Genomic DNA, 22,847 nt, shown 5'->3' on the forward strand with positions numbered 1-22,847 from the left:
ACCGCCGGCCTGTGATCGAGCGCAAATCCCGACTACACATTTTGCTGATCGCGCGCGCCGACGCCTCTCTGTGACTTGGGCGCACCTCGGCGGCATGACGGATGGTCGCCAATGCTTAGCAAGAGCGTGGAGCAGGTCGGTGTGACCTGCGGCCCGCAGGAGCGGTTCACATTGCGGATCGTGGTTGAAAAGAGCCGGGCTGACCCCGGCTTCGTCAGGCGGCGCGGACGCTGGCCAGGAAGGTGGTGACTTCGCCGGCGAGTTGTTCGGCCTGCTTCGACAGGTTGGACGCCGAACTCAGCACCAGATTGGCGGCGCCACCGGTCTCGTTGGCCGCGGCACTGACCCCGCCGATGTTGGTGGTCACCTCCTGGGTGGCCTGGGCGGTCTGGGTGACGTTGCGGGCGATCTCCGACGTGGCTGCGCCTTGCTCCTCGATCGCCGTGGCGATCGTGCTGGCGATGGCGCTGACTTCCTCGATGGTGACGGTAATGCCCTTGATTGCCTCCACAGCTTCGCGGGTCGCTGTCTGGATCTGGGCGATGCGGGTGCCGATTTCCTTGGTGGCTTCGGCGGTCTGGCCGGCGAGACTTTTGACTTCGGAAGCGACCACCGCAAAGCCGCGGCCGGCTTCGCCGGCGCGGGCGGCTTCGATCGTCGCATTGAGCGCCAGCAGATTGGTCTGGCCGGCGATGTTCGAAATCAATTCGGCGACATGCTCGATCTGCTGCGCACCATCGGCCAGCGCGCGAACGATGGTGTCGGTGCGGCGCGCGCTTTCGACGGCGTGGTCGCTGATCTTGGCGGATTGCGCCACCTGGCGGCTGATTTCGGCGATCGAAGAGGTCAGCTCCTCGGCGGCCGAGGCGACCGTCTGCACGCGGGTGCTGGCCTCGTTCGCGGCCGTGGCCACCACGGTGGCCTGCTGATTGGTGCGCTCGGCGGTGCCGCTCATCGACTGTGCGGTGGCTTCAAGCGCAGATGATCCCGATGCCATCAATCCGACCAGCTGTCCGACCGAGGTATCGAATTTGTCGGCCAGGGCGATCAGGGCATCGCGCTTTTCGGCTTCGCCGCGCTGTTTCGAGGTCGCCTGGTCGGCCTCCAGGGTGCGGGCGGTCAAGGCGGTCTGCCGCAGCATCTCCAGGGTCTCAGCCATCCGTCCGATCTCGTCGCCGCGATCGGTCTCGCCGACCTTCTCGTCGAGCGATCCGGTGGCGATCGACTGCATCCGGTTCTGCTGACGCTTCAGCGCGCCCAGCACGTCGCGGGCGATCAGCCAGGACAACAGCGCCATCAGCACCAAGACGCCGATGCCGATCGCGGTCAGCCGCAGCGTCAGCGCACGAATGTCGGCATCGAGATCATCGACATAGAGGCCGACGGCGACGACGATGTTCCATGGCTCGAACGCACGCGCAAAAACCATCTTCTGCAGCGGAACGGTCTGGCCCGGCCGCGGATAGAGATAATAGGTGGTGCCGCCCTCCGGCTGCTTCGTGGCAGCTTCGATGATGGCGCGCGCAATCTCGAGGCCGTTGGAATCCTTTGCGCCAGTCACCTTGCCTTCGAGCGCCGGATTGCCGGCATTCATCATCACGCCGGTATCGGCGGTTCGATAGGCGGCTGCGTAGCCCTGGCCATTGTCGAACTTCATGACGCTGGCGCGCGCGCGAAACTGCAGTTCCGCTTCCTCACGGGTGATCTTGCCGGCGGCAACCTGATTTTGCAACGCTTGCGCCGTGCCGATCACCATCTCGACCGCGCCGCGCAGCTGAGCGGTCCGGTCCTTCAGCATGCGGCTCTGGCTGAGCGCGGCCGACACCATCACGACCGCGCAGACCGCGATCGCTGAGAGGGCGACCATGCTGGCAAGCTTGGTGCGAATCGTGAATCGGCTGAGGACGCTCATTTTGACCCTTGGCTGGAACTGCGGCGCCGACAGTTACGCAGAACCGCACTACCCAATCGTGAAGATCAGAACCGAACAGTAAAACTACCGGCCCCGAAGCGCCGGCACCACCATAAAGGGGATCATGCCCAGCAGCACGGCGACCAGCGCGAAGGCGATCACCAGATCGTAGCTGTTAGTGAAGTCGTGGATCAGGCCTCCGCACCACGAGCCGAACGCCGATCCCAATCCGCTGCCGATCGAGATCGTGCCGTAGATGGTGCCGACCCGTTCGCCGCGAAAGATCTTCATCGCGGTTGCGGTGATCAGCGGTCCGCGCGAGCCGATCATGCTGCCGAAGCAGATCACGAATCCGGTCAGCATCCAGATGTTTGGATGCCATTTCAGCAGCCACAGCATGATGATGCCGATGATCGAAAACGCGTAGCTGAACAGGATCGAGGGGCGCCGTCCGATGATGCCGTCGAGCCAGCTGACGCCCATCATGCCGAACAACAGCACCACACCGGAAAATCCCCAGGCCGTCGCCGCCTGCAGCGGGGGAAAGCCGACATCGATCAGATAGGCGACGACCTGCGCGGCGATCGCGTACATCCCAATCGCGGTGAAGAAGAAGGTGCAGAACAGCGCCCAGAACGCGTGGTGTCGGATGGCGCTGTGCAGGGTCCAGCCTTCGTCGACGAGATGGTGCGACGCCGCTCGGGCCAGGCTCTCGGAGCCGCCCGCGTAGCGGCGCCATGGCAGCACCAGCAGGGGCAGCAGCAGCAGCAAGACTGCCGCGCCGAACCACAGATAGGCGCCGCGCCAGCCAAAATGGTCGATCAGCAGCTGCGCCACCGGCAACATGATCAGCACGCCGGCGCCGGTCGCCGAATACACAACCGCCATCGCGGTCGGCAGCCGCGGGCCGAACCAGCGGCCGAGCAGGATCGAGTTCGGCACATTGCCGATGCAGGCGATGCCGAGCCCGACGCTGAGGCCGACGCTGAGCTGGAACTGCCAGAGTTGCTGGGCGTAGGACGCAGCCAGGAACGCGCCGCCGAGCAGCACCATGCCGAGGGCGTAGACCGCACGCGGACCGGAGCGATCGAACAGCCGGCCAATCAGCGGCGAGGCCAGCCCGCCGCACAGAGCGGTCAGCGAATAGATCGACACCGCCTCGGCGCGGTCCCAGCCGAAAGATTGCGAGATCGGCAGCAGGAAAACGGTAAAGCTCTCGCCGAGCCCGCGGCCGAGCACCGAGAGCAGAAAGCAGACGCCGAGAACCGACAGGCCGGTGCGCTGCGATAACCTATGGTCCAACAGACGTTCCTTCCCGAACAGGCTTTCCGGTATGGAACGCGTTTTGGCGGGAAAGAACAGGGGGCTCAGCGAATGGGGCTATGCGGGCCTGAGCAGCACGTGCTTCTTCCGGCCCATCGACAGCTTGATCACGCCGTCCGCCGTCAGGTCCGCCGCCGTCAGCACCATCTTCTCGTCGGTCACGGCAACGTCGTTGACGCGCAACCCGCCGCCCTTGATCTGGCGCCGCGCTTCGCCATTGGAGCCGACCAGACCGGTCTTCTCGGCGAACGCCGCCAGCACGCCGAGCCCGGCCTCGAGTTCGGCCGCCGCGATTTCCACGCTCGGCAGGTCGGTCGCGGTGCCGCCCTGCTCGAAAGTGGTGCGCGCGGTGGCCTCGGCGCGCGTGGCAGCGTCGCGGCCGTGGATCAGCGCGGTGGTCTCGGTCGCCAGCACCTTCTTGGCCTCGTTGAGTTCCTGGCCTTTCAGCGCGGCGAGCCGGGCGATCTCTTCCATCGGCAGCAGCGTGAACAGTTTCAGGAACCGCTCGACGTCGGCGTCCTCGGTGTTGCGCCAGTATTGCCAGTAATCGTAGGGCGACAGCATGTCGGCGTTGAGCCAGACCGCGCCGGCGGCGGTCTTGCCCATCTTGGCGCCGGACGAGGTCGTCAGCAGCGGGCAGGTGAGGGCGTGCAGCTGATGCGTGCCCATGCGGCGGCCGAGATCGACGCCGTTGACGATATTGCCCCACTGGTCGGAGCCGCCCATCTGCAAATTGCAGCCGTAGCGCCGCGCCAGCTCGACGAAGTCGTAGGATTGCAGGATCATGTAGTTGAATTCGATGAAAGATAGTTCCTGCTCGCGGTCGAGCCGCATCTTCACCGAATCCATGGTGAGCATGCGGTTGATCGAGAAGTGCCGACCGACGTCGCGCAGCATTTCGATGTAGTTCAGCTTGGTCAGCCACTCGGCATTGTCGGCCATCACGGCGTCGGACTTGCCGTCGCCGAATTTGATCAGCTTGGCGAAGGTGCCCTTGATCGAATCCTTGTTGGCGTCGATCTGCTCGTAGGTCAGGATCTTGCGGGTCTCGTCTCGGCCGGAGGGATCGCCGACCCGCGTGGTGCCGCCGCCCATCAGCGCGATCGGCCTGTTGCCGGTCGCCTGCAGCCAGTGCAGCATCATGATCGAGAGCAGGTGTCCGACATGCAGCGACGCCGCGGTGCAGTCATAGCCGACATAGGCGACCGCCTCGCCGCGCGACGCCAGGGCGTCCAGCGAGTCCGGATCGGAAATCTGATGAACGAAGCCGCGGCCTTGCAGCACATTGAGAAAATCAGACTTAAATGCGGTCATTGGTGTGCGACTCTGATCATTGTTATTTCACGGTATCGCAACGGAGTTGCCGAACATCGTGAATGCTGGCTGACGCGTTTCGGTGCGATGTGGCATTATAAGAACTGGATGTTCGACACAAGTTGGACGTTTTCCGACTTCGGCGGCCTGAAGGGGTCCATGTCATGATAATGACGGCGATCGGACTGATGAGCGGAACCTCGCTCGACGGGGTCGACGTCGCCTTGATCAAGACCGACGGCAAGCGGGTGACTGCGCTCGGCCCCTCTGGCTATCGGCCCTACAGCGAGGGCGAGCGCGGCCTGCTGCGCCAGGCGCTGGCCGAGGCAGCGCAGTTAACGCAGCGCGACGCCCGTCCGGGAATCCTCGGCGAGGCGGAGCGGGCGGTGACCATCGCCCACGCCGAGGCGGTCGCGGCCTTCACCGCGCAGAACCGGATCGCGCGCGAGGAGATCGACATCGTCGGGTTTCACGGCCAGACCGTGCTGCATCGCCCGGCGCAGAAGCTGACGGTGCAGATCGGCGACGCGCTGGCGCTGGCGAAGGCGATCCATATCCCGGTGATGCATGATTTCCGCGCCGCCGACGTCGCGGCGGGCGGGCAGGGCGCGCCGTTGGTGCCGGTCTATCACCGCGCGCTGGCGCAGTCGCTCGACCGCGACGGCCCGATCGTCGTGGTCAATATCGGCGGGGTTTCCAACATCACCTATATCGACGGCACTGACAGCCTGATCGCCTGCGATACCGGGCCCGGCAATGCCCTGTTAGACGATTTTGTATTCGCCGTGACCGGCCAGCCGTTCGACGCCCAGGGCAAATTGGCGGCGCAGGGCGAGCCCGATCAGGACTGGATCGCGCGGTCGCTGGCGCATCCGTTCTTCGCACTGCCGCCGCCGAAATCGCTCGACCGCAACGATTTCGCCGCACTTCGGCTGGGGCAGATCGCGCCCGACGACGGCGCCGCGACGCTGACCGCGTTCACCGTGGCGGCGATCGCGGCGATCGCGCCGTTGCTGCCGAAACCGCCGCGGAGCTGGATCGTCACCGGCGGCGGCGCCCGCAACCTGACGATGCTGCGGATGTTGCGCGAGGGCTTGGCGCCGGCCAGCGTCGAGACCGCCGATGCGCTGGGCTGGTCGGCCGACGCGATGGAGGCGCAGGCGTTCGGCTTTCTCGCCGCGCGCGGCCTGAAGGGACTGCCGCTGAGCTATCCGGCGACCACCGGCGTGCCGCTGCCGATGACCGGCGGGCTGATCGCGCGGCCCTGATCACGTCTGATTGATGCAGGTGCATTGATCTTGACGCTTCATGCAGATGCATTTAATTTGATGCAGTTGCATGAAGTGGACACGTCAAATGCCGTCGACAGATAACATTGAATTCGCCCTGGTCCTGCTCCGCAACGCGCGGGGCCTGATCGGCATCGCCCGGTTGCGGTTGCGCCAAATGATCGTGTGCAGGCGTTGGGACGGGTCCTGCCATGGCCAGTGCTGACCGCGCCGACAGCGGCGCGCCCGTGCTGACCCTGATCAGCCATCGGCTGTGCCCCTATGTGCAACGCGCGGTGATCGCGTTGACCGAGAAGGGCGTGCCGTTCGAGCGGATCGACATCGATCTTGCCAACAAGCCGGACTGGTTTCTGGCGATCTCGCCGCTCGGCAAGACCCCGGTGCTGAAGGTCGGCGATACGGCGATCTTCGAATCGGCGGTGATTCTCGAATATCTGGAAGAGACCCAGCAGCACCCGCTGCATCCGGCCGATCCGCTGGCGCGCGCGGAGCATCGCGGCTGGATCGAGTTCGGCTCAGCGGTGCTTGCCGACATTGCCGGGCTTTACGCGGCGCCGGATCAAGCCGCGTTCCAGGCCAAGGCCGTGCAGCTTGAGGCGCGATTTGCCCGGCTCGAGGCCCGCCTCGCGGCTTCACCTTGGTTCGACGGCGAAAAATTCTCGCTGGTCGACGCCGCGTTCGGACCGGTGTTCCGCTATTTCGACGTGTTCGACCAGATCGGCGACTTCAGCATCCTTGACGGCAAACCGAAGCTGGCGCGCTGGCGCAAACATCTCGCGGAGCGGCCGTCCGTACGCGGGGCCGTCAGCGCCGACTATCCGGCGCTGCTGCGCGACTTCCTGATCCGGCGCAATTCCTGGATCTCAAGGCTGCAGCTCCAAGCCGCAGCCTGACGTTTAACGGACGTTGGCGAGCCGCATGTCGAGATATCCGGTTACCGATTCCATCAGCGGCTGCAATTTGCCGTCGAAGAAATGGTTGGCGCCGGGGATGATGTGCTGGTCGATCACGATGCCCTTCTGGGTCTTGAGCTTTTCGACCAGGGTGTTGACGTCCTTCGGCGGCACCACCGCGTCCTTCTCGCCATGCACGATCAGGCCCGACGACGGGCAGGGCGCCAGGAACGAGAAGTCGTAGAGATTGGCCGGCGGCGCGATCGAGATGAAGCCCTCGACTTCGGGCCGGCGCATCAACAGCTGCATGCCGATCCAGGCGCCGAACGAGAAGCCGGCTACCCAGCAGGCGCGTGCTTCGGGATTGATGGTCTGCGCCCAGTCCAGCGCCGAGGCCGCATCGGACAATTCGCCGGTGCCGTGGTCGAACGAGCCCTGGCTGCGGCCGACGCCGCGGAAATTGAAGCGCAGCACCGAGAAGCCGCGATGCACGAAGGCGTAATAGCACTGGTAGATGATCTGGTGATTCATCGTGCCGTGGAACTGCGGATGCGGGTGCAGCACCATAGCGATCGGCGCGTTCTTCTGCTTGGCGGGATGGTAACGGCCTTCGAGGCGGCCTGCGGGACCGGTGAAAATGACTTCGGGCATCAGCGATCCTTGGTAAGCAACCGGCTTGTGCGGGCTCGGCGCGGGCGCACATCAAGCCTTGCAATTAAAGGCCGATCAGGCGCCGTCCGGCGAACGAGGCGTAACGGCGGGGGAACGGGAAGCCGCGTTCTAGCATACAGCGAGGGGCCAAAAGCAAGGTTTTTGAGCACGGGGCCTTTTGCGGGACGCATTGGCGGCGCGACAGTGCGAACCGATGTGCGGTAACTTTGTCCCGAGGTTCCTGGTCGTCGAACAAGGGTACAACAATTCAAATGGTTGATCGGGTCTATCTTGACTGGAATGCGACAACGCCGCTGCGGCCCGAGGCCAAGGCGGCGATGGTGGATGCATGGGACCTGGTCGGAAACCCGTCGTCGGTTCATGCCGAGGGTCGCGCGGCGCGGCGGCTGGTGGAGGAGGCGCGAGGATACGTTGCCAAGGCGATCGGCGCGGAGCCGCGCCAGATCGTCTTCACCTCGGGCGGAACCGAAGCCAACGCCCTGGCGCTGACCTCGGGTCTCCGGGGTTCATCGCAACCCGCTGAACATCTTATTGTTTCCGCGATCGAACACGCCTCGGTGCTGGCCGGCGGGCGGTTCTCCCCCGAGCGGACGAGCATCCTTGAGGTCACCCCGTCAGGCGTGATCGATCTTGATCAGCTGCGGACGCTGCTGGCGCAGGGGGCGCCGGCGCTGGTGTCGGTGATGCTTGCCAACAACGAGACCGGCGCGCTGCAGCCGATCGCCGAGGCCGCCGAGCTGGTGCATCAGGCCGGCGGCATTCTGCACGTCGATGCGATCCAGGCGCTCGGAAAAACTCCGTTCAACCTCAAAGGTTTGAATGCCGATCTGGTGTCGCTGTCGGCGCATAAGCTGGGCGGCCCCCAGGGCGTCGGCACGCTCGTCATTGGCGAAGGAGTGTCGAATCTCGCACCAATGCTGCGCGGCGGTGGTCAGGAACTCGGACGGCGAGCAGGAACCGAGAACGTCGCCGGAATCGCCGGTTTTGGCGCGGCGGTGCAGGCCGCGATGGCCGCGTTGCCCGCGGAGATGGCGCGGGTCGAAACGCTGCGCAACCGGCTTGAGACCGGCTTGCGGCAAACTCAAGGCCTGATTGTGATCGCCGATTCTGTGCCCCGGCTGCCGAATACGACGCTGTTTGCCGTTCCCGGACTGCGCGCCGAGACCGCCGTGATCGGCTTCGACCTCGCGGGAATCGCGGTTTCGTCGGGGTCCGCCTGCTCCTCCGGCAAGGTGGCGCCATCCCATGTGCTGGCAGCGATGGGGTTTGGTCCGGAACTTGCTCAAGCAGCCATAAGGCTCAGTTTGGGCTGGTCCAGTCGCGAAGCCGACATCGATCGCTGCATCGAGGCTTGGCGAAAGCTTGCCGGGACACTAGTTAAAAGGGATCATGAAACAGTGCTTGAACGATTCTAACACGGGTGGTTTCATTCGCAGGATCGTGTAAGCACATGTGAGTTGATCCACCGCGGTCCTTGAAACCGCGAGCGGAGGTTAAAATGGCTGCCGTCCAAGAAACCGTCGATCGGGTTCGCCAGATCGACGTCGATCAATATCGATATGGATTCGAGACGCTGATCGAGTCCGACAAGGCCCCCAAGGGGCTGTCGGAAGATATCGTCAGGTTCATCTCCGCGAAAAAGAACGAACCGGCCTGGATGCTGGAGTGGCGCCTTGAGGCCTATCGGCGCTGGCTGACCATGACCGAACCGGTCTGGGCGCGGGTGAGCTATCCCAAGATCGACTTCCAGGATCTGTATTACTATTCGGCGCCGAAGCCGAAGAAGACGATCGGGTCGCTGGACGAGATCGATCCGGAGATTCTGGAGACCTACAAGAAGCTCGGCATTCCCTTACGCGAGGTCGAGGCGCTCGAGGGCGTGATTCGCCCCGAAGGCGAGCGGCGCATCGCGGTCGATGCGGTGTTCGATTCGGTGTCGGTGGCGACCACCTTCCAGGCCGAGCTGAAGAAGGCCGGCGTGATCTTCATGCCGATCTCGGAAGCGATCCGCGAACATCCAGAGTTGGTGAAGAAATATCTCGGCACCGTGGTGCCGACCACCGACAATTACTACGCGACGCTGAATTCGGCGGTGTTCTCGGACGGCTCGTTCGTCTACGTGCCGCCGGGCGTGCGTTGCCCGATGGAATTGTCGACCTATTTCCGCATCAATGAGCGCAATACCGGGCAGTTCGAGCGCACGCTGATCATCGCCGACAAGGGCTCTTACGTCAGCTACCTCGAAGGCTGCACCGCGCCGCAGCGCGACGAGAACCAGCTGCACGCCGCCGTGGTCGAACTGGTGACGCACGACGACGCCGAGATCAAATATTCGACGGTGCAGAACTGGTACCCCGGCAATTCCGAGGGCAAGGGCGGCATCTACAATTTCGTCACCAAGCGTGGCGATTGCCGCGGCAACAATTCGAAGATTTCCTGGACCCAGGTCGAAACCGGCTCGGCGATCACCTGGAAATATCCGAGCTGCATCTTGCGTGGCGACAATTCGCGCGGCGAGTTCTACTCGATCGCGATCTCGAACGGCTATCAGCAGGTCGATTCCGGCACCAAGATGATTCATCTGGGCAAGAACACCACCAGCCGGATCATCTCCAAGGGCATCGCCGCCGGTCGCTCGCAGAACACTTATCGGGGCCTCGTCACCGCGCATCGCAAGGCCACCGGCGCGCGAAACTTCACCGCCTGCGACTCGCTGCTGATCGGCGATCAATGCGGCGCCCACACCGTGCCCTACATCGAGGCGAAGAATTCCTCGGCGCTGTTCGAGCACGAAGCCACCACCTCGAAGATCTCCGAGGACGTGCTGTTCTACTGCGTGCAGCGCGGACTATCGCAGGAGGAAGCGGTCGGCCTGGTGGTCAACGGTTTCGTCAAAGACGTGCTGCAGCAACTGCCGATGGAATTTGCGGTGGAAGCGCAGAAGCTGATTTCGATCAGCCTCGAAGGCTCGGTCGGGTAACGCCGGAAGCCCTCATCTTGAGGCGGCTGCGAAACGGCCGTCTCAGAAGATGAGATGGCAAATTGAACGACCAACTCGTCTTTCGAGACGCGCGCAAGGGCGCGCTCCACCGGACGAGGGCTACAGAAGGAAGGCTGACGATGACCGCACTGCTCGAAGTCAAGAATCTCCAAGTCAGCGTCGCCGAGCGCGAGATCCTGCACGGGCTGACGCTCACGGTGAACGCCGGCGAGGTCCATGCGATCATGGGGCCGAACGGTTCCGGCAAGTCGACGCTCAGCCACGTCATCGCCGGCAAGCCGGGCTATGAAGTGACCGGCGGCGAGATCCTGTTCAAGGGCGAGGATCTGTTGGCAATGGCGCCGGACGTGCGCGCCGCCAAGGGCGTGTTCCTGGCGTTCCAGTATCCGGTGGAAATTCCCGGCGTCGCCACCATGACGTTCCTGCGCACCGCGCTCAACGCGCAGCGCAAGGCGCGCGGCGAGGCCGAGTTCTCGACCCCGGACTTTCTGAAGAAGGTGCGGGAGGTCGCAGGATCGCTCGGGATTCCGCAGGAGATGCTGCGGCGCGGCGTCAATGTCGGGTTCTCCGGCGGCGAGAAGAAGCGCAACGAAGTGCTGCAGATGGCGCTGTTCCAGCCCAGCCTGTGCATTCTCGACGAAATGGATTCCGGGCTCGACATCGACGCGCTGCGGATCGCCGCCGACGGCGTCAACGCGCTGCGCTCGCCGGATCGGGCGATGGTGGTGATCACGCATTATCAGCGGCTGTTGGACTACATCGTGCCCGACGTCGTCCATGTGATGTCGAAGGGCAAGGTGGTGAAGAGCGGCGGCAAGGAACTGGCGCTCGAACTCGAGGCCACCGGTTACGCGCAGTATGAGGACAAGGCGGCCTGATCTCGGCCGATCGATCGGATAACACGATGAACGTTGCTGTGGCGAAGACGGATAGGGTTGAAGCGGCGGACGAAACCCCGTTCGCGCTGGCGCGGTCGCGACTGCCCGGATCGGGCGCGGTCGCAGATCTGCGCCGCGAGGCCTATGATGCCTTTCAGCGGATCGGACTGCCGCATCGCCGCATCGAGGACTGGAAATACACCGATCTGCGCGCGCTGATGCGCGAGGTGCTGCCGTTGGCAGCGGCGCCCGATGCGGAGGCGCTGGCGCGCGCCGCGGCGGCACTGAAGCTGCATGCGATCGACGGCGTCCGCCGGCTGGTGCTGGTCGACGGCGTCTTGGCGCCGAGCCTGTCCGAGTTCGGCGATCTCGAGCCGAAGCTCAGCCTGCGCAGCTTGCGCGACATTCTGGCCGGCGGCGACGCCGCGTTGCAGAAAGAACTGTTCGGGCTCGACTCCAACAATCCGATGATCGCGCTGAACAGCGCGATGATGACCGACGGCGTGGTGATCGCGGTCGCCGATGGCGCCAAGCTGACGCAGCCGCTGCATGTGGTTCACATCGCCAGCGGTGGCGCACCGGCCGCGGTGTTCACCCGCTCGATGCTGAAGCTCGGCAACGATTCTTCGGCCACGCTGGTCGAAAGCTACATCGCCGGCGAGGGCGCCGCGGCCTATCAGGTCCATGATTCGCTGGTCATCGCGATCGGCGATCGCGCGCGGCTCGACCACGTCCGGCTGGTGGAGGACGGCCGCGAGGCGTTCAACATCACGTCGTCGGCGATCGATGTCGGCTCCCACGCTCATTTCAACACTTTCGGCATGGCTACCGGCGCGCTTGTCAGCCGCTATCAGGCGGTGATCAACGTCGCAGGCGAGCATTCGCGGGTCGAGACCAACGGCGTCAATCTACTCAACGGCAAGCAGCACGCCGACACCACGCTGGTGATGAATCACGACGTGCCGCATTGCGCGAGCCGCGAGGTGTTCCGCGCCGTGGTCGACGACCGCGGTCATTCGGTGTTTCAGGGCCGCATCAACGTCCGGCAGCCGGCGCAGCACACCGACGCCAAGATGATGACCCGCGCGCTGCTATTGTCCGACGACGCCGAGGCCGACAACAAGCCGGAGCTGGAAATTTTCGCCGATGACGTCACCTGCGGCCACGGCGCCACCACCGGGGCGCTGGACGAGTCGCTGCTGTTCTATTTGCGCGCCCGCGGCCTTCCCGAGAAGGACGCCCAGTCGCTGCTGATTCAGGCGTTTGTCGGCGAGGCGATCGAATCGATCGCCGACGATTCGCTGCGCGATCTCGCGATCGGCGCCGCCGCGCGCTGGCTGGAGGCACGGGCATGACCATGCATCCTGCAGTGTCGAACGGTTCCTACGACGTCGCCCGCGTGCGCGAGGACTTTCCCGCTCTGGCGCTGGAGATCTACGGCAAGCCGCTGGTCTATCTCGACAACGCCGCCTCGGCGCAGAAGCCCAGACAGGTGCTCGAGCGCATGACCCGGGCCTACGAGACCGAATACGCCAATGTGCATCGCGGGCTGCACTATCTCGCCAATGCGGCGACCGAGGCCTATGAGGGCGGCCGCACCAAAGTGCAGCACTTCCTCAATGCGCGGCGGCCGGAAGAGATCATTTTCACCCGCAACGCCACCGAGGCGATCAACCTGGTGGCGTCGTCCTGGGGCGCGCCGAATATCGGCGAGGGCGACGAGATCGTGCTCTCGATCATGGAGCACCATTCCAACATCGTGCCGTGGCACTTCCTGCGCGAACGCCAGGGCGCGGTGATCAAATGGGCGCCGGTCGACGACGACGGCAATTTCCTGATCGAGGAGTTCGAAAAGCTGCTGACGTCGCGCACCAAGCTGGTGGCGATCACCCAGATGTCGAACGCGCTCGGCACCATCGTGCCGGTCAAGGACGTGGTGAAGCTGGCGCATGACCGCGGCATTCCGGTGCTGGTCGACGGCAGCCAGGCCGCGGTGCATCTGACCATCGACGTCCAGGACATCGACTGCGACTTCTACATCATGACCGGCCACAAGCTGTACGGCCCGACCGGGATCGGCGTGCTGTACGGCAAGTACGACCGTCTCGCGGCGATGCGGCCGTTCAACGGCGGTGGCGAGATGATCCGCGAAGTGGCGCAGGACTGGGTCACCTATGGCGATCCTCCGCATCGGTTCGAGGCCGGCACGCCGGCGATCGTCGAAGCGGTGGGCCTTGGAGCTGCGATCGACTACGTCAATTCGGTCGGCAAGGAGCGGATCGCCGCGCATGAGCACGATCTGTTGATCTACGCCCAGGACCGGCTGCACGAGATTAATTCGCTGCGGATCATCGGCAACGCCAAGGGCAAGGGTCCGGTAATTTCGTTCGAGATCAAGGGCGCGCACCCGCATGACGTCGCCACCGTGATCGACCGCCAGGGCATCGCGGTGCGTGCGGGAACCCATTGCGTGATGCCGCTTTTGGAACGTTTCCAGGTCACAGCCACGTGCCGGGCCTCATTCGGCATGTATAATACACGTGAGGAAGTCGACCATCTCGCACAGGCGCTGATCAAGGCGCGGGAACTGTTTTCATGACCGACACCGTCGAAGCCAAGACCGAACCGGCCGCCGATGCCAAGGCCAACATGCAGACCGTGTCGGCGCTGCCGCCGGAGGAAACCGAGCGGCTGGGCAGCGAAATCGTCGCGGCGCTGAAGACGGTGTTCGATCCGGAAATTCCGGCCGACATCTACGAACTCGGCCTGATCTACAAGGTCGACATCAAGGACGACCGCACCGTCGACGTCGACATGACGCTGACGACGCCGAATTGTCCGGCGGCGGCGGAAATGCCGATGATGGTCGAGAACGCGGTCGCCACCGTACCGGGCGTCGGCGTCGTCAATGTCAACATCGTCTGGGAGCCGCCATGGACGCCGGAGCGGATGACCGACGAGGCGCGCCTCGTGCTGAATATGTGGTGAGGCGTCGGCGTACAATTTGTCGGGGCGACCTTGCGCCGAAGTAACAACGGGCGGCCTTGAACCGCTCCGAGGACTGCACAGATGACGGATATGATTCCAGCTTCCACGACGCCCGCAGCCAAGCCGAAGCCGCGCCCGCGGCCGCAGGTGATGCGGCTCACCGACGCCGCCGCGGCGCGGGTTCGGGAACTCACCGGCCGCGCTGACAGCGAGATCGTCGGCCTGCGGGTCGGGATCAAGAACGGCGGCTGCGCCGGCCAATCCTACACCGTCGAATACGCCCATGACGTGCGGCCGAACGACGAGGTGGTCGAGGACAAGGGCGTCAAGATCCTGGTCGATCCGAAAGCCGTGCTGTTCCTGCTCGGCACCGAGATGGACTACAAGGCCGACAAGATGTCGGCGACCTTCGTCTTCAACAATCCGAACCAGACCGGCGCCTGCGGCTGCGGCGAATCGGTGCAGCTGACGCCCGCGAAGGTGGACGGCTGACAAACGGCAGCCGGCTTCGCAGGCTCCGCGGTACGACGCAGCCTTGATCGAAGCGTCATGCCCGTGGACCGCGATTTCCTGATCGACCTGTTCGCGCCGTTCGGCCCGGTGACCATCCGGCGGATGTTCTCGGGCTTCGGCGTGTCCGCGGACGGCGTCAATTTCGCGCTGGTGCTGCGCGGCACGATCTATCTCCGCGCCGATCCGGACAGCCTGGCCCGGTTCGAGGCCGAGGGCGCGACGCCGTTCCAGTATCAAACCCGGGCGAAAACGGTGACGGTGGCGTCGTATTGGCAGTTGCCGGAGCGGCTCTACGACGATCCCGACGAACTGGCGGAGTGGGCGCGGGCGGCGCTGCAGGCCGCGCAGCGCGCGGCGCTCAAGAAGCGCGGCAAGGCGGGCAAGCGGACGATTAAAAAGGCCGCGACCAAGCGCAGAACCAAGGCGGCTCAGGCCACCTGAATCTGATCGATGCCGAGAAATTCCGGATCGGTCTCGCAAATTACCCGATTGCGGCCGTTGCGTTTGGCCGCGTAGAGGCAACCGTCGGCGCGATCGATCAGCGCATCGCAATCCTCGTTAGGCCGCAGCGCCGAAACGCCGGCCGACAGCGTCACCCGGCCGAGAATTTCGCCGGTCGATTTCTTCTTCAGTTCCTTCGACATCACCATGCGGCGGATATTGTCGGCGACGATGATGGCTTGCCGCAGCGGGGTGTTCGGCAGCACCACCGCGAATTCCTCGCCGCCGTAGCGGGCGGTGATGTCCTGGCCCTTGATGCTCTGCTTCAGCGACAACCCGACCAGCCGCAGCACCTGGTCGCCGGTGAGGTGACCGTAATTGTCGTTGAACGACTTGAAGTGATCGATATCGAGCATCAACAACGACAGTGGCTCGCTGGTGGTCGCGGCGTGACGCACCGCCTCGCCGATCGCGCGGTCGAAATGCTTACGGTTGCCTAGGCCGGTCAGCGGGTCGGTCAGGCTCTCGGCCCGGATTGCCTCGAGGCTGACCTGCAGATTGTTGATTTCCAGCTTGGATTTGCTCAGCCGTTCTTCCAGCGCGCTGTTGGCGCTCTGCATCTCGCGGGTCGAGGTAACCAGCCGCTCGACGATCGCCTTGACCTGGTCGCGATCGTCGGACAGCGACAGCTTGTGGCTTGCGCCCTGCAGATTGTCGCCGAAACTCGCGGTTACCCCCAGCGTATCGGTGATCAGCGTCATCACGTCGTCGATCTCGTTGACGACCCGAGCGCCGATCTTGTCGATCCGGTCGGTGGTTCTGCCGTGGGAGAGATAGCTGTCGTAGATTTGCTCAAGATCGGAGTCGGACAACTTGCCGTTGCGCGCCAGGGTCTCATTGATCACCTGGTTGAGGGCGGCGTTGTAGCCGGTGGCATAGACGTACCAGATTTCATAATTGCGAGGCATCGCGCCTTGCCGCAACGATTTGATCTGGGCGAGCGCGACCTCGGCGAATGCCATCGTGCGTTCGTGTTCGTCCTGGATTCCGACTGCCACAGACATCCCCAGTGCAAGCAACGTTGCCCACTTTTCTGACCGCAAAAAAATTAGTTCACAATCACGGGCACGATAGGAGAAGACGATGAATGCCCGGTAAACGACTGAGTAATATTCCGGGGCGTCAGCCCCGGACTCGGACGGGACGCAGCAGGAACGCAGGCAGATGCGAATGGTCGGCGGGCTCCGATTCCGCCTCGCGGGGTGCTTGCGGCGCCGCGGCGCGACCGATCGACGGCGCCTGGGAGGCCGGAGCGGCCGCGATCACGGGGGCGAGCGTTGCATGCGAGGGGTGCGGCGGAGGACTGGAACGACGCGGCTCGCGCTCGCGGCGTGGCTTGCGCGGTTCATGGGGCTCGCTGCGCGGTTCGCGGGATTCGGCGGCGCGCGGCTCACGGGATTCGGCGGCGCGGGGTTCGCGCGGTTCGCCGCGCGGCGCGCGGGACTCGCCGCGATGACGCGGCTCGCTGGAGCGCCGGTGCGTGCGTGCCGGGCGCTCGGTTTCCGGCTCGGCGATCAGATCGCCCTGCGGACCGGCTTCGGCGCGCGGAATCTCCTGGCCGATCAGCTTTTCGATCGCGGCGATCGATTTGCCGTCGGCGGGCGCCACGATTGAAATCGCGGTGCCGGCGCGGCCGGCGCGGCCGGTGCGGCCGATCCGATGCACGTAATCGTCGGGGTGATGCGGCACGTCGAAATTGAAGACGTGGCTGACTTCGGGAATATCGAGGCCGCGTGCGGCGACGTCGGACGCCACCAGGATCGGCAACTCGCCCTTGCGGAACGCCTCGAGCGCTGCGGTACGCGCGGACTGCTCCATGTCGCCATGCAGGGCACCGACGCTGAAACCGTGCTTCTGCAGCGACTTCGCCAGCAGCGCCACTTCGCGCTTGCGATTGCAGAAGATGATCGCGTTCTTCAGATCGGTGGCATCGCGCAGCAGACGGCGCAGCGTGTCGCGCTTCTCGTGCGGCTCGCGTCCGGTCGGCACCTGCGATTGCGTCACGGTGACAGCGGTAGAGGCGGGCTTGGAGACCTCGATCTTTTCCGGATTGTGCAGGAAGGTCTCGGTGATGCGGCGGATTTCGGTCGGCATCGTTGCGGTGAAGAACAGCGTCTGCCGGGTGAACGGCACCAGCTTGCAAATCCGCTCGATGTCCGGAATGAAGCCCATGTCGAGCATGCGGTCGGCTTCGTCGATCACCAGAAGCTCGACGCCGGTGAGCAACAGCCCGCCGCGTTCAGTATGATCGAGCAGCCGGCCGGGGGTCGCGATCAAGACGTCGACGCCGCGGGTCAGCTTGAGGTCCTGGTCGCCGAACGAGACGCCGCCGATCAACAGGGCGACGTTGAGCTTCTGGCCGGCGCCGTATTTGTCGAACTGTTCCTTGACCTGGGCGGCGAGTTCGCGGGTCGGTTCGAGAATGAGAGTGCGTGGCATCCGGGCGCGGGCGCGGCCCTTTTCCAGCATGGTCAGCATCGGCAGCACGAAGGCCGCGGTCTTGCCGGTGCCGGTCTGGGCGATGCCGAGCACGTCGCGGCGGGCGAGAACGAAAGGAATCGCCTGTTCCTGAATTGGGGTGGGGGTAGTGTAACCGCTCGCCTCGACGGCTGCGAGAACCTTGTCGGACAAGCCGAGATGGGAAAAAGACATTGAGCCTCTGTTATCGGGGCATGATCTTCGCCGAAAACCGGAAGACCACTTTTCGGGATCACGCCTCTGGTCGAAACCGCCGCTTGGATTCTTGGAAAAGACTGTCGCGCTCAACCCCGGAGCGGCACGCAAATTTGCACGGGGATCCTAGATCGCTGACAGGCGGCTTAGTCAAGGCATCGCGTTTCGATACCGGGCCGCGTCAAGCCGGAACATAGGGAGGAATCGGCTAAAGTCAATGCGGCGGCGCATGAAATGACTGAATCAGCTTAATGTTTCGGCACAGTTCGCCGTGCGGCGCTGGCGGCGCCAGGGTGGTTTGATCCGCCCGGAGCCCGGGGCGCGCCATCGCCCACGGCAGCTGCGGAACCGTCAGCCGGGCGGTCGACCGGGGTCCACGCGAGGTGCAAGCGGACCCTAGCGTTGACGCCCGATCGCGCATATATTGGGCAGGTCGCAAGACGATGGCGCTGAACCTTAGAGCGGACTGCGGACAGACCCGGGGGCAGTACCCGGCGCCTCCACCCCAACAGCCACATTTCCGGGCTGTTGCGGCGGGGGCGAAATAGGATCGATGGTCGCGAAGAAGCTCTGAGCTGTGCTCGGCATGATACCGCCGTTATCGGGTCAAAACCTAAATGCAAACGATAACGTTCGCATGAACGAAGTGCGCCTCGCGGCGTAACCGTTCGGGGTAGGTCCACCTTGCAACAGAACGGCCATGGCCGCGTCAACCTTCGGGTTGGCGCGGCTTTTATTTGGGCCCCTTGCATTGTGGCATTGGCCCGCGCCGCGGCCGATTGAACCGTCTTTCAACGACGGAAGACTATTGCCTGGAGTGCGAGTGCAAGAACCGGGGCGATCGCGTGCAGGCGGGGACAAGATGAGCGGGCTTTCGATCAGGACCGGATGGGCGCTCGCAGTGGCGGTCGCGCTGCTGGCGGTCGCCGCACCCGCGCAGGCCGCCAAGCGGGTGGCGCTGGTGATCGGCAACAACGACTACCGCAACGTGCCGAAGCTGCAGAAGGCGGTCAACGACGCCCGCACCATGGGCGACACCCTGAAGCAACTCGGTTTCAGCGTGATGGTGGCGGAGAACCAGAACCGCCAGGGTTTCAGCCAGAGCCTGCTGGCTTTCGACGCCACTGTCGAGCCGGGAGACACCGCGTTCTTCTTCTTCGCCGGCCACGGCTTCGAGATCGCGGGGCAGAACTTCCTGCTGCCGGTCGACGTTCCGGCCGCCACCGAGGGCCAGGAGGAACTGGTGCGCGACGCCTCGGTGCTGGCCGACCGCATCATCGAGCGGTTGCAGAACAAGGGCGCGCGCACCGCGATCCTGGTGTTCGACGCCTGCCGCAACAATCCGTTCGAGCGCGCCGGCACCCGCGCGGTGGCGGGCAGGGGCGGGCTAGCGCCGATGACCTCGCTGCCCGAAGGGGTGTTTTCGATCTTCTCGGCCGGCCCGCGGCAGACCGCACTGGATCGGCTGTCCGACACCGACACCAATCCGAATTCGGTGTTCACCCGGATCTTTTCCAAGCAGCTGCTGGAGCCCGGCGAGAACCTGGTGCAGGTGGCGCAGCGCACCCGGCGCATCGTCAGCGAACTGGCCGGCAATGTCAGCCACAAGCAGGTCCCGGTGTATTTCGACCAGATGGTCGATGACGTGTTTCTCAACGGCGCGGCGCAGACCAAGGCGGGGACGGCGCCGGCCGTGCCGGTCGCGCCGGCCGAGCCACCGCGCCAGCAAGTCGCGGCGCTGCCGCCGGTGCAGCGGTTAGCACCGCCCGCCAACGACAGCGTCAACGCGCCGATCGCGCTGTTCTCGCGCCACAATGGCGGCTGGACTGTGGTGTTCTCGATCGCCGATCCGACGCTGGGAATCTCCTGGCGGATCGGCGAAGCCGGCGATTTCCGCGAGACCGGCTTTCTCGACACGCTCGATCCGCGCACCCGCAAGCGGATGCCGAATCCGTCGATCGAGCTCGCCTCCGACGCGCCGGCCGCCACCATCCAGGTGCGCTACGTCGACGCCGCCGGCGAACTACAGGGACCGTTTCCGATCAAATTCGATCCGGAGGCGGCGCTGATCCGCGACCAGCGCAAGATCCTCGACATGACCGCGACCTCGTGGCTGTCGTTTCGCGAATTCAACGGCCTGTTGGTCTACTACACCCATCTGGTGTCGTATCGCTGCGCGATCCGTGAGGTGAGAGTCGGGATCGACAGCGCGGTGCCCGACAAGGTGCTGAAGATGCCGCCCTGCGATCTCAAGGATCCGTCATCGATTCCCTATGAGGCGCAGACCTATCTGAAGCTCGCGCCGGCGACCAAGTCGGTCTCGGTGGAACTGACCTATCGCGACGGCAGCGTGTCGGAGATCAAGAGTTTTCGGCGGTGAGGGGGTCAGCGCCGCCCGAACCAGATCAGGATCAACCCGCCGAGCGCGGTGGCGGCGCCATAATAGATCCACTGGGTCTGCTTCAGCATCAAGCTCGACGCCGGCCAGTTGATGTAGCCTGCGCCCTGGCCGGTCCAGATCAGGCCTATCAGCAGGGCGAGGGTACCGATGACGGTGAGCAGAATACGCATGCTGTGCTCCGTTCGTGACTGGCCGTGCAAGCCTGATAGCACAGCTCGGCAATCACAATTCGCTAAACGGCTAAGACTCAAACGTCCAGCAGATCCTCGCTGGCGAACTCGGCCTTGTCGCTGATGAAGGCGAAGCGCGCTTCGGCCTTGGTGCCCATCAGACGTTCAACGGAGTCGGCGGTGCCTTCGCGGTCTTCCGCCAGCAGCACCACGCGCAGCATGGTGCGCTTGGCCGGGTCCATCGTGGTCTCTTTCAATTGCGCCGGCATCATTTCGCCGAGGCCCTTGAAGCGGCCGACATCGACCTTGGCGTTGGCGTTGAATTCGGTCTTCAGCAGCTGGTCCTTGTGGGCGTCGTCGCGGGCGTAGACCGTCTTGGCGCCGTGGGTCAGGCGATACAGCGGCGGCACCGCGATGTAGAGGTGGCCCTCGTCGATCAGCTTCGGGGTTTGCCGATAGAAGAAGGTGATCAGCAATGATGCGATATGTGCGCCGTCGACGTCGGCGTCGGTCATGATGATGATGCGCGAATAGCGCAGATCCTCTTCGCGGTAGTTGATCCCGACGCCGCAGCCGATCGCCTGCATCAGGTCGGAGAGCTGGGCATTGGCGGTGAGCTTGTCGCGCGTCGCCGAGGCGACGTTGAGGATCTTGCCGCGCAACGGCAGGATCGCCTGCGTCTTGCGGTCGCGCGCCTGCTTGGCGCTGCCGCCGGCCGAGTCGCCCTCGACGATGAACAGCTCGGAGCCCTCGGTCGCGGTGTTGGTGCAGTCGGCGAGCTTGCCGGGGAGGCGGAGTTTCTTCACCGCGGTTTTGCGCGAGATTTCCTTCTCGGCGCGGCGGCGCAGCCGTTCGTCGGCGCGCTCGAGCACGAATTCCAGCAACTTGTTGGCCTGCAGCGGATTGCCGGACAGCCAATGGTCGAACGGGTCCTTGATCGCCTGTTCGACGATGCGCTGGGCTTCGGCGGTGGCGAGGCGGTCCTTGGTCTGGCCCTGGAATTCCGGCTCGCGCACGAACACGCTGAGCATCACGGCGGCGCCGACCATGACGTCTTCCGAGGTAATCGACGTGGCGCGCTTGCCTTGCCCGGCGCGCTCGGCGTGATCCTTCAACCCGCGCAGCAGCGCAGAGCGCATGCCGGATTCATGGGTACCGCCGTCCGGCGTCGGCACCGTGTTGCAGTAGGACGACAAAAAGCCGTCGGCGTCGGCGGTCCAGGCGACCGCCCATTCGCAGGCGCCGTGGGCGCCGTTGCGGCCGGACTTGCCGGAGAAGATCTCGGGATGCACCAGCGTGTCGGCGTGGATCGCCGCGCCGAGAAAATCCTTCAGCCCGCCGGGGAAGTGGAAGGTGTCCTCGGCCGGGACGTCGTCGAGGCCCTTCAGCAGTTCCGGATCGCAGTGCCAGCGGATCTCGACGCCACCGAACAGATAGGCCTTCGACCGCGCCATCTTGAACAGCCGCTGCGGCTTGAACGCGGCCTTGGGCCCGAAGATCTCGGTGTCGGGCTTGAAGCGAATCCGGGTGCCGCGGCGATTGTTGACCTTGCCGAGGCTTTCCAGCTTGCCCTTGGGGTGGCCGCGCTCGAACGTCATCTTGTAGAGCTGCTGGCTGCGCGCCACCTCGACCTCGAGCAGCGAGGACAGCGCGTTGACCACGCTGACGCCGACGCCATGCAGACCGCCCGAGGTCTCGTAGACCTTGGAGTCGAACTTGCCGCCGGAATGCAGCGTGCACATGATGACTTCGAGTGCGGATTTCTTCGGGAATTTTGGATGCGGATCAACAGGGATGCCGCGGCCGTTGTCGGAGACGGTGAGGAAGCCGTCGGCCTTAAGTTCCACCTCGATGAAGGTGGCGTGCCCGGCGAGCGCCTCATCCATCGAATTGTCGATCACCTCGGCGAATAGATGGTGCAGCGCCTTCTCGTCGGTGCCGCCGATATACATGCCAGGCCGGCGCCGGACCGGCTCCAGGCCTTCCAGCACCTCGATGTCGGCGGCGGTATAGTCGGCCTCGGCGCTCTGGGCGCGCGGCGCGGATTTGCTGACCGTCGTCGGCTTCGGCATCGCCTTGGCACCGCCGAAGAGGTCATCATCCGAGTTTTTTTTGTTGATTTTCAGTGCTTTGGCCATCGTTCTTGAATTCGGTTCTCTAACGCATGGGCGCGCCCGAAGCGGGCGAATCGATGCCCTGACTATGCCATGGATAGGGCTGCAATTGTGACCGCGCGGCGGTGCCGGGCTGACCCAACTCCCGCGCGATTGCAATCGCTGTTGTGACTTGCTGCGCTCGGGTCCGACGGCGTACCTGTCA

Annotated in this window: 19 protein-coding genes and 1 other RNA gene; 12 read left to right on the top strand and 8 right to left on the bottom strand. The window is 64.5% G+C overall.

Translation table 11 applies throughout. The features are described from left to right. Positions 1-214 precede the first annotated feature (214 nt). The 3 genes from HXX15_RS08545 to tyrS all read right to left on the bottom strand — a co-directional run bounded on the left by HXX15_RS08545 (position 215) and on the right by tyrS (position 4,549). On the bottom strand, positions 215-1,912 hold the full coding sequence (locus tag HXX15_RS08545; RefSeq protein WP_296515026.1) for a methyl-accepting chemotaxis protein: 1,698 nt from the start codon (positions 1,910-1,912) through the stop codon (positions 215-217). A gap of 84 nt (positions 1,913-1,996) precedes the next feature. After that, the gene (locus tag HXX15_RS08550; protein WP_296515029.1) at positions 1,997-3,214 is read right to left on the bottom strand and encodes an MFS transporter; all 1,218 of its coding nucleotides are present in this window, start codon (positions 3,212-3,214) and stop codon (positions 1,997-1,999) included. 78 nt (positions 3,215-3,292) lie between these two features. Continuing rightward, complete coding sequence (gene tyrS, locus HXX15_RS08555) at positions 3,293-4,549, bottom strand: tyrosine--tRNA ligase (protein WP_296515032.1); 1,257 nt, start codon at positions 4,547-4,549, stop codon at positions 3,293-3,295. Positions 4,550-4,713: 164 nt separating this feature from the next. Between tyrS and HXX15_RS08560 the strand changes: the two genes are divergently transcribed. Next, positions 4,714-5,817, top strand: coding sequence for an anhydro-N-acetylmuramic acid kinase (locus tag HXX15_RS08560; protein WP_296515034.1), 1,104 nt, complete (start codon positions 4,714-4,716; stop codon positions 5,815-5,817). Positions 5,818-6,029: 212 nt separating this feature from the next. Next, the gene (locus HXX15_RS08565) at positions 6,030-6,731 is read left to right on the top strand and encodes a glutathione S-transferase family protein (RefSeq protein ID WP_296515036.1); all 702 of its coding nucleotides are present in this window, start codon (positions 6,030-6,032) and stop codon (positions 6,729-6,731) included. Between the two features lie 3 nt (positions 6,732-6,734). Here the strand turns inward: HXX15_RS08565 and HXX15_RS08570 are convergent, their stop codons facing one another. Further along, a complete protein-coding gene (locus HXX15_RS08570) occupies positions 6,735-7,382 on the bottom strand; it encodes an alpha/beta hydrolase (protein WP_011473287.1) in 648 nt (215 codons plus the stop codon). Between the two features lie 272 nt (positions 7,383-7,654). Here HXX15_RS08570 and HXX15_RS08575 point away from each other — a divergent pair, with 272 nt between their 5' ends. The 8 genes from HXX15_RS08575 (at position 7,655) to HXX15_RS08610 (ending at position 15,224) form a co-directional block, all read left to right on the top strand. Next, positions 7,655-8,818, top strand: a complete 1,164-nt coding sequence (locus HXX15_RS08575; protein WP_296515043.1) for a cysteine desulfurase family protein — start codon at positions 7,655-7,657, stop codon at positions 8,816-8,818. Between the two features lie 83 nt (positions 8,819-8,901). Beyond that, positions 8,902-10,383 (top strand): Fe-S cluster assembly protein SufB, encoded by a 1,482-nt coding sequence (sufB, locus tag HXX15_RS08580; protein WP_296515046.1) that lies wholly within the window; start codon positions 8,902-8,904, stop codon positions 10,381-10,383. Positions 10,384-10,523: 140 nt separating this feature from the next. Continuing rightward, positions 10,524-11,282, top strand: a complete 759-nt coding sequence (sufC, locus tag HXX15_RS08585) for a Fe-S cluster assembly ATPase SufC (protein ID WP_296515048.1) — start codon at positions 10,524-10,526, stop codon at positions 11,280-11,282. Positions 11,283-11,308: 26 nt separating this feature from the next. After that, complete coding sequence (gene sufD / locus HXX15_RS08590) at positions 11,309-12,637, top strand: Fe-S cluster assembly protein SufD (RefSeq protein ID WP_296515049.1); 1,329 nt, start codon at positions 11,309-11,311, stop codon at positions 12,635-12,637. Continuing rightward, complete coding sequence (locus tag HXX15_RS08595; protein WP_296515052.1) at positions 12,634-13,881, top strand: cysteine desulfurase; 1,248 nt, start codon at positions 12,634-12,636, stop codon at positions 13,879-13,881. Before sufD ends, HXX15_RS08595 begins: the two co-directional genes overlap by 4 nt. After that, positions 13,878-14,270, top strand: a complete 393-nt coding sequence (locus HXX15_RS08600; RefSeq protein ID WP_296515054.1) for an SUF system Fe-S cluster assembly protein — start codon at positions 13,878-13,880, stop codon at positions 14,268-14,270. Before HXX15_RS08595 ends, HXX15_RS08600 begins: the two co-directional genes overlap by 4 nt. 81 nt (positions 14,271-14,351) lie before the next feature. Beyond that, positions 14,352-14,762 carry an iron-sulfur cluster assembly accessory protein gene (locus tag HXX15_RS08605; RefSeq protein ID WP_296515056.1) on the top strand — a complete coding sequence of 137 codons (411 nt, stop codon included), beginning with the start codon at positions 14,352-14,354 and terminating at the stop codon, positions 14,760-14,762. 63 nt (positions 14,763-14,825) lie between these two features. Beyond that, positions 14,826-15,224 carry a TfoX/Sxy family protein gene (locus tag HXX15_RS08610; RefSeq protein WP_296516883.1) on the top strand — a complete coding sequence of 133 codons (399 nt, stop codon included), beginning with the start codon at positions 14,826-14,828 and terminating at the stop codon, positions 15,222-15,224. Here the strand turns inward: HXX15_RS08610 and HXX15_RS08615 are convergent. After that, entirely contained in the window at positions 15,212-16,246 is a 1,035-nt protein-coding gene (locus HXX15_RS08615; protein WP_296516884.1) for a GGDEF domain-containing protein, read from the bottom strand. The genes HXX15_RS08610 and HXX15_RS08615 overlap by 13 nt on opposite strands. Before the next feature lie 160 nt (positions 16,247-16,406). Continuing rightward, entirely contained in the window at positions 16,407-17,936 is a 1,530-nt protein-coding gene (locus HXX15_RS08620) for a DEAD/DEAH box helicase (protein WP_296515059.1), read from the bottom strand. 414 nt (positions 17,937-18,350) lie between these two features. Between HXX15_RS08620 and ssrA the strand changes: the two genes are divergently transcribed. Further along, positions 18,351-18,663: a transfer-messenger RNA gene (ssrA, locus tag HXX15_RS08625) on the top strand. Positions 18,664-18,819: 156 nt separating this feature from the next. Then, positions 18,820-20,337 (top strand): caspase family protein, encoded by a 1,518-nt coding sequence (locus HXX15_RS08630; protein WP_296515061.1) that lies wholly within the window; start codon positions 18,820-18,822, stop codon positions 20,335-20,337. Between the two features lie 5 nt (positions 20,338-20,342). Here HXX15_RS08630 and HXX15_RS08635 read toward each other — a convergent pair whose 3' ends face one another. Both HXX15_RS08635 and parE read right to left on the bottom strand, forming a co-directional pair. Then, on the bottom strand, positions 20,343-20,528 hold the full coding sequence (locus HXX15_RS08635; protein WP_296515064.1) for a hypothetical protein: 186 nt from the start codon (positions 20,526-20,528) through the stop codon (positions 20,343-20,345). Positions 20,529-20,605: 77 nt separating this feature from the next. Beyond that, positions 20,606-22,666: a DNA topoisomerase IV subunit B gene (gene parE, locus HXX15_RS08640; RefSeq protein WP_296515066.1), complete on the bottom strand. Its 2,061-nt coding sequence runs from the start codon at positions 22,664-22,666 to the stop codon at positions 20,606-20,608. Positions 22,667-22,847: the final 181 nt, after the last annotated feature.

Origin of the sequence: Rhodopseudomonas sp., from assembly GCF_013377015.1 — a bacterium.
In the GTDB taxonomy this organism is placed as follows: domain Bacteria; phylum Pseudomonadota; class Alphaproteobacteria; order Rhizobiales; family Xanthobacteraceae; genus JARJEH01.

What these genes read in the sequence shown, in the direction of transcription:
- HXX15_RS08595 (WP_296515052.1), top strand. Translation starts at nt 12,634, where the DNA reads ATGACCATGCATCCTGCAGTGTCGAACGGTTCCTACGACGTCGCCCGC.
- tyrS (WP_296515032.1), bottom strand. Translation starts at nt 4,549, where the DNA reads ATGACCGCATTTAAGTCTGATTTTCTCAATGTGCTGCAAGGCCGCGGC.
- parE (WP_296515066.1), bottom strand. Translation starts at nt 22,666, where the DNA reads ATGGCCAAAGCACTGAAAATCAACAAAAAAAACTCGGATGATGACCTC.
- HXX15_RS08560 (WP_296515034.1), top strand. Translation starts at nt 4,714, where the DNA reads ATGATAATGACGGCGATCGGACTGATGAGCGGAACCTCGCTCGACGGG.
- sufD (WP_296515049.1), top strand. Translation starts at nt 11,309, where the DNA reads ATGAACGTTGCTGTGGCGAAGACGGATAGGGTTGAAGCGGCGGACGAA.
- sufC (WP_296515048.1), top strand. Translation starts at nt 10,524, where the DNA reads ATGACCGCACTGCTCGAAGTCAAGAATCTCCAAGTCAGCGTCGCCGAG.
- HXX15_RS08615 (WP_296516884.1), bottom strand. Translation starts at nt 16,246, where the DNA reads ATGGCATTCGCCGAGGTCGCGCTCGCCCAGATCAAATCGTTGCGGCAA.
- HXX15_RS08620 (WP_296515059.1), bottom strand. Translation starts at nt 17,936, where the DNA reads ATGTCTTTTTCCCATCTCGGCTTGTCCGACAAGGTTCTCGCAGCCGTC.
- HXX15_RS08570 (WP_011473287.1), bottom strand. Translation starts at nt 7,382, where the DNA reads ATGCCCGAAGTCATTTTCACCGGTCCCGCAGGCCGCCTCGAAGGCCGT.
- sufB (WP_296515046.1), top strand. Translation starts at nt 8,902, where the DNA reads ATGGCTGCCGTCCAAGAAACCGTCGATCGGGTTCGCCAGATCGACGTC.
- HXX15_RS08565 (WP_296515036.1), top strand. Translation starts at nt 6,030, where the DNA reads ATGGCCAGTGCTGACCGCGCCGACAGCGGCGCGCCCGTGCTGACCCTG.
- HXX15_RS08575 (WP_296515043.1), top strand. Translation starts at nt 7,655, where the DNA reads ATGGTTGATCGGGTCTATCTTGACTGGAATGCGACAACGCCGCTGCGG.
- HXX15_RS08545 (WP_296515026.1), bottom strand. Translation starts at nt 1,912, where the DNA reads ATGAGCGTCCTCAGCCGATTCACGATTCGCACCAAGCTTGCCAGCATG.
- HXX15_RS08600 (WP_296515054.1), top strand. Translation starts at nt 13,878, where the DNA reads ATGACCGACACCGTCGAAGCCAAGACCGAACCGGCCGCCGATGCCAAG.
- HXX15_RS08635 (WP_296515064.1), bottom strand. Translation starts at nt 20,528, where the DNA reads ATGCGTATTCTGCTCACCGTCATCGGTACCCTCGCCCTGCTGATAGGC.
- HXX15_RS08630 (WP_296515061.1), top strand. Translation starts at nt 18,820, where the DNA reads ATGAGCGGGCTTTCGATCAGGACCGGATGGGCGCTCGCAGTGGCGGTC.
- HXX15_RS08605 (WP_296515056.1), top strand. Translation starts at nt 14,352, where the DNA reads ATGACGGATATGATTCCAGCTTCCACGACGCCCGCAGCCAAGCCGAAG.